Genomic DNA, 11,958 nt, shown 5'->3' on the forward strand with positions numbered 1-11,958 from the left:
GTCAGTCAAAAGGGAACGTCAAACTGAACATTTATACAATTTAGCTAATTTATAGTAGCGATATAATATATTATAAGAACATACGTTCGATTAGTCAAGGAATTATTTTTCTAAAAATCATAAAATACTTTATAAGATAAGAATCAAATAAGACGGTGAATGATACCCACCAAAATGATTTTGAGTTAGTTTTCTAAAGATAAATATCATAATAAATATTCCGGTTGTCATGTCCCTACTGTCCGATGAAAAGAAATCAATAAAGTTATGTGATTGGGAGATGAAATCTTATCACTTTCAACTCATTAATAAAGCCGCACCACAAAGTTTCTCGGTTCTTGACTATTTCGTTGAACCTTATTAATATCACCTAAGTCGATTATTTGAGGTTTACGTGTTCTCTCTTGAACACCGGTTTCCAAATCTCCAAAATTAGGGATTTCTGATGCAGGAATATTCAATCATAATCTAGATAGTTTTGTAAATAAACGTTTATCTTTATATGATATCTTAGTGTTTTTTCTATATTCTGATTTAACCTCCCTATAGAATAATCCAATATTTCTTGATGCCTTTTTACAGTAATCCTCATCAGCTATACATATTACATTGTAGTAATACCATAAAATATGATATAAATACCATTTTTCTAATTCTTCTTTTTCTTCTTTTTCCTTAAAAATAGAGCCACTTGATTTGATTCCATCAATACAACATTTGATGAGTTCATAATAGTAATCCCTCGCTGCATTAGCCATTATACTATCATCTCTACATCTGTAATTATATAATCCTTTATGATATACAACGCTCTTGTCTGCCTTCGCAACAAGTTTAGGTAATGTATATAAATCTTCATGAATTTTTCCCACAGGAAATTCAATATCATCAAACAATTCTCTCTTAAATAATTTCCCCCAAACTTCAAAACATGACGTATACAGCATATGTAAAAGCATCTTATGTGAATTACCAATTATCACCTCTCCACTCTCAAAATGATGTCCAGATTTGACAATCGCTGTAATATCAGCATTATCCTCTTCCATCAACCACACTAAAATTTCTAATGTTTTTTCATCAATCCAGTCATCTCCATCTACAAACATAATATATTCACCAGTAGATTTTTTTATTGCACAATTTCTAGCTGCAGATAAACCTTGATTTTCTTGATGTATAACAATTACTTGTTCATATTTATTCGAATACTCATCACATATGTTAACGCTTTTATCTGTTGAGCCATCGTCAACAAGTATTATCTCAATATTTTTATATGTTTGCTTTATCAAAGAATCAATACATTTGGTAACATAACACTCGATGTTGTATACAGGCACAATTATTGACACTTTCTTCATAAATCACCACTTTCTATTGATATATTCATACATTATAATTATCAAAAAAGTCATTTAACGCTCTTAAACTGATTTCTAATTGCTGAAACAAACCCTTAACTTTCTCAACAATCAATTTGCCATGCTTTTTTTCTTTTTTTACATTATATTTCATAAAAAGAGTTCTTAATATAACAGTTTTGTGTGCCAAATCACTGAATTCATTATAAATCCTTTTTATTTCTTCGTTACTAGATATATACTGATTATCAATCATATATTCAATTCTGGCACACATTACATCGTTAAATATATATATCAAATGTATCGTTTTATAATCGAGCCTAGAACCTTCACTTATACAATACTTCAAATATTCCACAATACGCTCTAAACACTCAATTCCATATACTACTTCTTCACAAACTGTAAATAAATCAGATTCATCATTAATTGTATTCTCTTTCGAATTCAAAAAGTCAGAAATCATATTACGTGTTCTGTCAAAATCAAAGGTATATTTTTCATTTCTAGAATACTGCAATAATAGAACATTCACCATATCTACACTATCTCGTTCCCTTATATATCCCATATTTGCATCAAATGCCATCCTAAAATCTAAATATGGAATTTCCTTAACAGAATAAATATGCTTAAAAAAATCTGCTGCAAGAACAACTTTCTTTTCTTCGTTATACCCCATTACAAATATCTCATGTGAACTATGAATTTTCGTTTCACTTTCAAGCCACCAGGAATCTATGTAGTAGGTGTCAACCTCGGTAAAAATATATTTTTTTGCTCTAATGCTATCTTTTATAATCTCAATAATGTTATCTGTTTTATATAATTCAATTATTTCGTTTTTCAACATAGGACACTGTTCATAGTACTCTGAGTTCATATCATACTTAAAATCTCCCATGTAACCTTTTACATATTTGTTTGCATATATCCATAATGAAATGTAATTATTATATAACCAAATCTTATCGTCATTAACAGCTTTAAGAATACCATTTATGGCAGTATTCAAAGGATACGTCTTATATTTTGGTATTGTAAACGGTAAACTTATTGAATTATTATCACACATATGCTATTCCCCTTTTTATTTGTAATATTTTGCTTGCGTATTGTACATTTTATAATAAAGTCCTGAAGTGTTATTAATTAACTCTTCATGACTCCCTTCCTCAATAATTGCTCCTCCACTAAACACTATTATCCTGTCGCAGAATTTACATGAAGACAATCTATGAGAAATATATATCGCAGTTTTTTTATTTACTAATTTGTCAAAATTATTATAAACTTCATATTCTGATATGGGATCAAGTGCAGCCGTTGGCTCATCCAATATTACTATTGGAGCATTTTTATACAGTGCCCTCGCAATTGCAAGTTTTTGAGCCTGTCCGCCTGAAGGCTCAACACCATCTTCAACAAACATTTTATATATATACGTATTGTCCTTGTTTTCAAGCTTATTAATCCACTCATCAACTCCGGCTAATTTGTATATTTCACTTAAATCTTCGTTCCTCTCTTTAAATACTGTAACATTGTCTTTTATATTAAATGCAAATAATCTATAATCCTGAAATACTACTGATAGCATATTCATATATTCTGCTGCATTGTATTCTCTGGCTTCTTTCCCATTAATAATTATTTTACCTTCATAGTTATCATATAATCGACACAAAAGCTTAATAAACGTTGTCTTGCCTTCTCCGTTTTGCCCAACAATTGCAAGATGCTCTCCAGAATTTATTTTTAAGGATATGTTTTTTAAAATATATCTTTCAGTGTTTGGATATTTAAAACTAACATTATCAAACTCAATATCACATCTGCTAGGAGCATCTGTATTACAATCCACATGAATCAATTCTTCATTTTTTGATTTTACACTCTCAACAAAATCAATGTAATACTTTAATATTGATGATGTATAATTCATCCCCAAATAGGAATCTACTATTCCACTAATGGCATCTCCAAATTTTGAAGTGGCCTGGAATAAACTTGAAAACTCACCAATTGAAATCACTTTATTAAATATATTAACTGCTAACAATATATAAATTGAAGTATTACATATGGCACGAAATACATTATTAATATTCCAAAAATTAACAAACTTTATATTGTATTTTTTGTTAGTGTTATATAACTTATCTACATATCCATCATATTTCTTTTCAAATAATTCAGATGCATCATATAAACGTATATCCTTAGCATATCTGCTTTCAAGTAATTCAGTATTAAAATATGTACTTCCTCTTTCAAGATTTCCCATTTCAGAAAAGAGATTTTTTCTTACCTTATTAACCTTAGCGGTTGTATATGAATTCACAATAAATGAAATAATAACAGGAATCATCAATAATGGAATTCTAGTACAAACTAATGTAACAACACCCAGCGCAACAATAAAATTCGAAGCTATCCCAGCTAAAGAATTAATTAACCCATTTACCTGTCCGGTTTCATTTAATGCCCTTTCTGCGTTTTTTATAACATCCAAAACCTCGGTATCTTCAGTATATTTAAACTTCATATTGACACAATTCATGCACAAATCTGTTTTGAAAATCCTATCAAATTTTTCCCCTATTCTGGCAATATTTTCTCCAACATATTTTATCATGGTCGCAATAATAAAATTGCCAATACAAATAAACGCTACCCAAAATACTATCCAACTTATATTTCTCTTTGAACCATCAACAATTTCATCAATCAAATACTGTGTTCCTATAATTGAAATAAATGGCGAAACTGAATTGACAATTATATTCATTAGTAAAAACAGATAATATTTTTTGTCATTTTGCCATGCAAATTTACCAAAGAACTTAAAACAACGAATATTTTCTTTACTATTTTTCATCGTATTGTCCTCCATCCATTTCATTTTTGTCTTTATAATATTGTGACTGCACTTCATACATATAAGCGTATTTTCCATTATTTGCAATTAATTCATCATGTGTACCTTCTTCCACAATCTCTCCACCGTCAAACATCGCTATCTTGTCGCAGAATCTTGTACTTCCCAACCTATGAGAAATAAAAATAGCTGTTTTTCCTTGAATCATATTATCGAATTCGCGATACATTTTATCTTCTGCAAGTGCATCTAAAGCTGCCGTAGGTTCATCTAAAATAATAACTTCTCCACCTTTGTACATTGCTCTAGCCATTGCTAGTCTTTGTTTTTCTCCTCCTGACAAATCAATTCCTTCTTTATCAAAAATTTTTAGCAAATTAGAATACAAATCTTTATCGTAACAATCTATTTTGGATTTTAATCCACTCTGTTCAAGCACCTTTCTTACTTTGTCCATATCTGTATTCTTTTCTTCTTCAAAAGATATGTTTTCATAAATTGGCATTGCAAAGCACTCTACATTTTGAAATACCGGAGAGAATAATTTGAAATATTCTTCTCGATTATATTCTTTTATATCTACACCATTTAAGAGAATTCTTCCCTGAGTAGGTTCATACAGTTTCATAATCAGTTTAATTAAAGTTGTTTTTCCCGCACCATTCACACCAACTATGGCAAGTTTTTCTCCGTCACTAATTTTTAAATTAATATTTTTCAATGCATAAATATCATGCCCCGGATATTTAAAACTCACATTCTGGAACTCAAAGGAATATTTGCCGTCATGAAAACTATGATTTTTCTCTTTATCAACAACGTTCTTTTTACTTTCTTCCCAGTTTAAAAAATTTCTGTAATCATTAATCAAAAGACAATTACCTCTGATGTTCGAGAAAATCCAGTTTACATATCCCACTGAATCATGAAAAGTGATTACCAAACCAACATATAGAATGAAATCTGATATCTGATAATTTCCTTGTATAACATTGTATACAAGCCATATGTACATAAGAGTTTTCTGCATTAATAATACCAATTCCATATCTACGCTGCATATAATCCATCTATTATGATGTTTTTTATTTAATTTGTTAAATATATCGTTAGTACTATTTAATTCTCTACCAAAAATATCTGACATACTAAATATTCTAATATCCTTAGCAAAATCAAAGTTTTTGGTAACTCCTTCTAAATATGTCATCTTACGCCATACCGGAGCCATTTTATCAGTAAACTTTTCTTTATCAAGTCTGGTAAAAAATGCTAATATTTTTGCAATGCCAAAAGAGATTATTATAAAGAATATCATCACAAAGACATTTTGAATTCCAATCAATGTTGCAGATATTATCATTAAAGCACCTTGTGCAATAAAGTTTCTACTTTCAAATAATACACCAAAAAAGCCTCTTCCCCTATACAATGCAGTTTTGGCTTTTTGTGCAAAATCTAAAAACTCTGGTGACTCCATATTTTTGAAATCAGTATGAAATATTTTACTCATTCGAAGTTTTTCAAGATACCCTTCTGTTATACGATACTCATAATCAAATGCATTATTACTTATCGTACTAATAATGTTAAAAATCAATATTACTGTACAAACAATAATTATATTGAAAATAATTTTATTCAACTCGAGATTTTGTTCAATAAAAGATAACACCAATTTGGGGGAATATGCCCACATTAACTTTGTAACTATGTTTGCCATTGGTTTAATTAATATAACAGCCAACAGTTTTTTATTGCTCTTCTTTGCGATTTGAAGTGCATACATAAAATTATTCAAAAAACCATACGTTTTTTCTTTTTCCATTGTTCTCCTCACTAGCTATCTTCAGATTTTTTTATAAATAGTTTTCTATCAATTCTTAATTTTTATTATGTTTTCTACGTAATTTACAAAATCCCCTACAGTTTTGTAATTTGAAGTAAGCATATTTTCATCATCAAATTCTATTCCAAAATTATCTTCGATTTCTACAATAATTGTGATAAAATTTAATGACTCTATTTCGATTTCTTTAAAAGTAGTGTCTAATCCAATATTATCCGTCAGTTCCCCTACTTCAATCATTAATTTAACAATCTCTTGCTCAATATTATTCATAGTTGTCTCCTTTTTTTACTAAAAACACTATTTTCAATTATGTTTTTTCTTCATCTATTAATTCATTATTTTTCTTTACTAGATGTATTCTAGTTTTGTCGTTGTATCTTTCTAACTGTTTCAATTAAAGAACAAAAAAACATCCTGACAAACATTTTTTCTTCTTAACCATTTCAATAAACTCTTTATAATCGTAATTTTTGAGATTTGATTATAACTCATTATATTTAAAAATATTTTTCCCATTTAACAATGTGTAGATTTCAAAAAATAATTTATTTTTTTATCCTTTACTCATCTGGGCTAACGTCTATATACTTAATATTTTCAATAAGTTTAACTACCTTTTCAAACAATTCTTCATCTCGTTTTCTGCATTTACAAAAGTCTTCTTCAAGCTTTGTTAAACCATCACTTTTCCTTGCAAACTTATATAAAACAGACATTTTCAATTTTTCCCACTTGGCATAATCATCTTTTCTGGATGCCAAAAGACTTGCGATTTCATCCTTGTCTATATTTGCTTCTTTTAATAATATAAACAGCATATCATAATATACTTCTTTAAAGTTAAGTACTTTTGCATAAATTCTTGAGTAATTCGCAATATTTTCATTTTTCCTGTGAATAATATCGGTTTCTGGATATGACAAAATTCCTTTATTTTCTTTTGCCATTAACAATTCTTCTCTATGAATTTTCAATGCTTCTTCATAATTATATGTATATTTGTTTTCAGTAATATATTCCATATCCCAATAATATGGAAACTCTTCTTTCTTAAGAATAGAGTTAAAAATTGCTTCTGCAATTTTATAAACACAATCAAAAGTTAATGCAAAATTCTTATACACCCCATCAATACCACCATCAATCTGCATATTGTCTAGAACATAAAATACCTCTTTATCAATATCAAATCCTTTAATAATAAGAAAATGAACATGGTTGCGAACTTTATATTCTTCATAATATGGTAATTCTATAAGATCAACTGGTACAAGTATTCGGTGATCATTTTCTAGATTACTACAAATATTTTTTATAAACTCATTCTGGCTCTTGTACACATTTTTATTTACTTTCACACCAAATCTAGGTTCTAGAATTTCTTTGACAAACTTATAGTAATTATTATTAAAGTTTCCGTTAAAATCATACCATTTAAAATAATAATTATAATCAAAATTCTCATAAAAAATCGATGTTAATAAATATAAATTAAAATATTCTTTTTTTATAGAACCATACAAAATTGCCCATGGTTTATGAAAACAGGTTAATTCCCTTGGACTATAATTATCATCATTAGGTACTATTTTTTTTTGAACAAACTTATTAACCATAATTATCTTTGCATTATCTCCTTACTAACAACTGCCATTTTAGTTTTTATATTCTTTTCTTATTAATTCTGGCCAGTTATTTGAATCTTCCCCATACTGGGATAAAAACGAAAGCACAAAACGTTCTAAACCAAATCCTATACATCCTGTAACCGTATCTTTGTCTTTTATTTTAATATTAAAAGGATATGTAAACGCTGTTCCATGCAGATTAAATGATGCCACAGACATATACTTATCAACATCATACGAAACTTGCAATTCATACTTGCTCTTATCGAGTTGTTGAATTTTTTTAAATTTTTGCATTTTAGGCAATATGAATGAATCCGTTGCAACTATTATTTTGGAATCTACATTTACATATTTAATAAATTCTTTTATTTTACCTATCATTTTCTCCATAGAATTATTTATGAAGTCATTGTCCCCAATAAATACTATCTCTCTGACATGATAGTCTCTCATTCTTCCAAACTGAGAGAAATTAAATCTTCCCTCATTTCTAAAAACATTTTGCACAAATGTTACGACAGTATCCTTCTCAAGTATCCTATTCTTATATTCTTCATACACATGAAAACATGCAGATGGAGATAAAGCATACTGTGGATTGTTAATCACACTCTTATAATCATAAAAGTTAATACTATCAATTTTTCCTAGGCTCTTCAAATTTTCTACTGCTGAGCAGCAGAAAATAGAGTACTGTGGAGATCTTTTCAAATATCCTGTTTTCTTGTAGCTTGAAACTGGAAGCATTACAGGATAAATCTTCTTAACAAAATCAGTTTTCTCATTACTAAATGCATCTTCAGCTATCTTCTCAAATACGGAATTAAAATAATTGAATAAAAATAGAGACTGATCACTGAATGAAATCATTCCATCATCAAAATAATGCACTGAAGAAAAGTCATTTTCATACTTAATAACATCAATCCTATTTTCAAATTCTTTCTGTTCTAAAGAACTGTTTGGAATATACTTATTAGCTAAGCTTATTATGTCATTAGTTAACTCACTTTCGTTTGTGTCATCTGAAACATTCAAAATCAACTTACAATTCTCAAATCGGACTCCTTCTATATTTTCAGAAACAAAACCAACTATTTTTTTAAATTCACTCAAAATAACTTTATCATCAAGTTCTATCTCTATCTTTTTCATCTGCTATATCACCATCCATGCATATAAAAATAATTAACTATTTTTTGCTTTTGTTACTACTTCAATCAAGGTCTTTACATCTTTACAACTTCTAATATCAGCAAGATAATCATCCAAATCAATCTCAAATTTATCCTCTAATTCCAATACAAGCGATACAATACCCAATGAATCAATACCAATTTCCCTTGAAATAAGAGTATTCTCATCAACTACTATTCCTGATACTATTTCCGAAATGATAGTTTCTATACATTCAATTACACCTTCTTTTATATCCACAGCATTCTCCCTCCTTATTCCTCTTTTAGTAGTCTGACAGACACTTCATCTATTCCACCCATTAATATTCCTTTATAATGTTTCTCCATAAAATAATTAATAAAATCTACTCTATTTTTGTACAGTCCTTCATCATCGAATGACGGAACATATAGTAGTTGACCATCAATATTAACAAATACCTCTGAACAATCCAATTCTCTTGCTAAATCTTCATATATCTGCATTGAAACTTTGTAATCATATTCCGTATTCTGATGTATTTCATTATTAACTTTATCTAACTGAATAATATATAATTCAATTTCATTATTATCATTAAGTAGCACTAACCCGTCCTTCATATGCATTTGTTCAGGACTAAGCACTTTCTTTTGATCATAACCATTGTCTTTTTCATCAGTCCCGAATATTTCATCACATAATTTTATGTCATACTGCTTTAATGTGCTTTTTCTTATCTTTATTCCTGTCTTATATGTACCTACTACCTTGCACTTCTTTCCATCATAAGCTACTACTGTAGAACCGTTTGATAAAAATGCTGCTTTCTTTGCTAGACAAAGGTGCATTGATGTTGCTGTCTTTCCGCTTCCACTGCTTCCAAACAATAACAAAACTCTATTATCTACTACAACACTTGAAGCATGTAGAATATACATCCCTTTTTCTTGAAGATCACGTTTAATCAAAACATTCAAAATAACAATAACTGCATTATAAACATCATCATCTATTTTTTTTACTGAAAGAGTTAATCTGTTATTTGCCTTATCCCAATCGACCTCAGCTGTGTCTGCAATTTTAATTACAAACTCCTTGCTATAATCTTTGTCTGAATTCTTTTCTAAATTATAATAAGCGGGCACTACCCTTTCTATTTCAAACTCACACTCACATATCATTTTTACTCTTGTTGTTTTCCAACTAATAATATTGTTCACTTGTTTTACCTCCGTTCCGTACTGCTAGCTTACATTTTTCACACAATTCTATACTTTTTTTATTTCTATCATAGATTTGTTTTCTAACTTTTGCATATTCTTCACTATTCCAAATTTCTGAAATAGTGTTTGTGGTAATACTACCTAAAACCACTTCTGACCTCCAGTCCTGACAGCAAATTACAACTCTGCCGTCACTCAATATATGCATTCTTTCTAAAGGTCTGTTTTGTTCACATCCACATATTCCAGAATCACTGCAAACATTATTCTTATAAAAGGAATTATTACCAGCTCTGTCCAAATATCCCCAACGGTTAAATGTAATTCCATTATCTTTACAATATTTTTCCATCAACTCATATTCTTCTTTATCAACCAAATCATGTTCTATCATCGTTATACTCATATTAGGAATAATCTCTTTTAATCCTGAATTCATAAGCATATTAAGTTTTTGCCATGATTCATCATACTTTAATCCAGGCATCATCTGCTCATATGATTGTTTGTAATAACCAAAAAAACTAATTCTAAAATCATATATTTCTAATTCTTTTAATTTATTAATACTTTCTTCTGTAATACATGAAATATTAGTGGATATCTCTATTTTGCAATTAGGACATTTTCGATTGATTTTCTTAATCTTTTCTAAGAATCCCGGATCAAGAAATGGTTCATTATTTAAATATGGAATTAACAGCATATCCTTTTGCCCAACTTCTGAAATCAACTTATCGAACAAGCTATCACTCATATATGTCTTAGTATTTGATATCTCTCTATAAGGACAAATAACACAATTCGCATTACAATAATTATGTAATTGAAATTCTATTACACTTGGAAAATCTTTCATTTTATATATCAACTCCCCAATACATATTTCTCTATATCATTACCCTGCCCACGAATCCATTCAATATTGAAATTTTTACCAGTGCAAATCTGTTCGAGCAATTTGAATAAATACTCTGAATCTTTCTTTTTAAAGAAAAATGATGAATCTATAAATAGATTAGAAATTGTCTTTCTGTCTTCATGTATTGCAACAACTGATTTACCACGAATATACTGTACAAGTTCCTTGTAGACCTCAATCTGTAAAGCAGAATCTACTTTGTTTGATACCTCAAGTTCTTTTGTCTTTCCCATTCCAACAAAATAAATTTTAACTTTATTACATCTCAATGTATTTTTACTCAAGTCTACAAAGTCCGCTGTCCCCTTAACATATTTATTAAAAATACATTCATTAGTGTTAGTCAGTTTTCTGTATAAATTTCTATCCAGATTATACAAAACATGCGATCTGAATGTTATCTGACTACCATAATCCGAATAAACAACTGTAGCAGTATTATCATCATTTATTTTTAATTCTATATAATCGTTTGCTACAAGTTTTATATCATCATGTTTCATTGCAAGCAGATATGCCATACTTGTCTTTCCAGAACCTTTTCCTCCAGAAAAAATTATCACTTCATCTCCCTTGACAACAGCTGAAGCATGTAAGCTTACAATATTTTCTCTCAAGTTTCTTTTTTGGTACAGAAGGAATATAATCGACTGAAGAATTGTCGAAGACAACAGTTCTTCCTCCTTTCCAAGCAAAACTATTTTATCTTCTCCATATCTAACTTCATTTATTTCTGCTTCAACAAATTCAATACTGAAATCAATCATTCCGCACCAATTATCCAGCACTTCTATTTTTCCCTTACCTAAAACTGATTTTCCTTCCATTTTTTTTATAGTATCATTTTTTCCATTATATTTTATTATCATATTTCTATATTTAATATATTTCATCCTAATTTTTTGCCTTTCTGCCAAAGGC

At 28.9% G+C, this 11,958-nt stretch carries 11 protein-coding genes; all 11 read right to left on the minus strand.

Translation table 11 applies throughout. The features are described 5' to 3' along the window. Window positions 1–461: 461 nt before the first annotated feature. The 11 genes from DW006_RS09605 to DW006_RS09655 all read right to left on the minus strand — a co-directional run bounded on the left by DW006_RS09605 (window position 462) and on the right by DW006_RS09655 (window position 11,954). Window positions 462–1,364, minus strand: coding sequence for a glycosyltransferase family 2 protein (locus DW006_RS09605; protein WP_118000124.1), 903 nt, complete (start codon window positions 1,362–1,364; stop codon window positions 462–464). 25 nt (window positions 1,365–1,389) lie between these two features. Then, complete coding sequence (locus DW006_RS09610) at window positions 1,390–2,442, minus strand: hypothetical protein (protein ID WP_118000126.1); 1,053 nt, start codon at window positions 2,440–2,442, stop codon at window positions 1,390–1,392. A 15-nt stretch (window positions 2,443–2,457) separates the two neighbouring features. Next, a complete protein-coding gene (locus tag DW006_RS09615) occupies window positions 2,458–4,248 on the minus strand; it encodes an ABC transporter ATP-binding protein (RefSeq protein ID WP_158561112.1) in 1,791 nt (596 codons plus the stop codon). After that, window positions 4,238–6,076, minus strand: a complete 1,839-nt coding sequence (locus tag DW006_RS09620; RefSeq protein ID WP_118000131.1) for an ABC transporter ATP-binding protein — start codon at window positions 6,074–6,076, stop codon at window positions 4,238–4,240. Before DW006_RS09620 ends, DW006_RS09615 begins: the two co-directional genes overlap by 11 nt. A 48-nt stretch (window positions 6,077–6,124) precedes the next feature. Next, window positions 6,125–6,370 carry an acyl carrier protein gene (locus DW006_RS09625; protein ID WP_118000133.1) on the minus strand — a complete coding sequence of 82 codons (246 nt, stop codon included), beginning with the start codon at window positions 6,368–6,370 and terminating at the stop codon, window positions 6,125–6,127. A 290-nt stretch (window positions 6,371–6,660) separates the two neighbouring features. Then, a complete protein-coding gene (locus tag DW006_RS09630) occupies window positions 6,661–7,716 on the minus strand; it encodes a BtrH N-terminal domain-containing protein (RefSeq protein ID WP_118000135.1) in 1,056 nt (351 codons plus the stop codon). A gap of 39 nt (window positions 7,717–7,755) precedes the next feature. After that, the gene (locus tag DW006_RS09635; RefSeq protein ID WP_118000137.1) at window positions 7,756–8,886 is read right to left on the minus strand and encodes an aminoacyl--tRNA ligase-related protein; all 1,131 of its coding nucleotides are present in this window, start codon (window positions 8,884–8,886) and stop codon (window positions 7,756–7,758) included. Between the two features lie 33 nt (window positions 8,887–8,919). Continuing rightward, window positions 8,920–9,168: a phosphopantetheine-binding protein gene (locus DW006_RS09640; RefSeq protein ID WP_158561113.1), complete on the minus strand. Its 249-nt coding sequence runs from the start codon at window positions 9,166–9,168 to the stop codon at window positions 8,920–8,922. 14 nt (window positions 9,169–9,182) lie between these two features. Then, window positions 9,183–10,112, minus strand: a complete 930-nt coding sequence (locus tag DW006_RS09645; protein ID WP_118000141.1) for a hypothetical protein — start codon at window positions 10,110–10,112, stop codon at window positions 9,183–9,185. Continuing rightward, window positions 10,096–10,974: a radical SAM/SPASM domain-containing protein gene (locus DW006_RS09650; RefSeq protein ID WP_118000143.1), complete on the minus strand. Its 879-nt coding sequence runs from the start codon at window positions 10,972–10,974 to the stop codon at window positions 10,096–10,098. Before DW006_RS09650 ends, DW006_RS09645 begins: the two co-directional genes overlap by 17 nt. 8 nt (window positions 10,975–10,982) lie before the next feature. Then, window positions 10,983–11,954 (minus strand): hypothetical protein, encoded by a 972-nt coding sequence (locus DW006_RS09655; protein ID WP_147337647.1) that lies wholly within the window; start codon window positions 11,952–11,954, stop codon window positions 10,983–10,985. Window positions 11,955–11,958: the final 4 nt, after the last annotated feature.

It is taken from the genome of Eubacterium sp. AF36-5BH (assembly GCF_003460505.1).
Taxonomy (GTDB): Bacteria; Bacillota; Clostridia; order Lachnospirales; family Lachnospiraceae; genus Eubacterium_G.

Excerpts from the sequence above, each read along its gene's own strand:
- DW006_RS09605 (WP_118000124.1), bottom strand. The coding sequence starts at position 1,364 with ATGAAGAAAGTGTCAATAATTGTGCCTGTATACAACATCGAGTGTTAT.
- DW006_RS09610 (WP_118000126.1), bottom strand. The coding sequence starts at position 2,442 with ATGTGTGATAATAATTCAATAAGTTTACCGTTTACAATACCAAAATAT.
- DW006_RS09615 (WP_158561112.1), bottom strand. The coding sequence starts at position 4,248 with ATGAAAAATAGTAAAGAAAATATTCGTTGTTTTAAGTTCTTTGGTAAA.
- DW006_RS09620 (WP_118000131.1), bottom strand. The coding sequence starts at position 6,076 with ATGGAAAAAGAAAAAACGTATGGTTTTTTGAATAATTTTATGTATGCA.
- DW006_RS09625 (WP_118000133.1), bottom strand. The coding sequence starts at position 6,370 with ATGAATAATATTGAGCAAGAGATTGTTAAATTAATGATTGAAGTAGGG.
- DW006_RS09630 (WP_118000135.1), bottom strand. The coding sequence starts at position 7,716 with ATGGTTAATAAGTTTGTTCAAAAAAAAATAGTACCTAATGATGATAAT.
- DW006_RS09635 (WP_118000137.1), bottom strand. The coding sequence starts at position 8,886 with ATGAAAAAGATAGAGATAGAACTTGATGATAAAGTTATTTTGAGTGAA.
- DW006_RS09650 (WP_118000143.1), bottom strand. The coding sequence starts at position 10,974 with ATGAAAGATTTTCCAAGTGTAATAGAATTTCAATTACATAATTATTGT.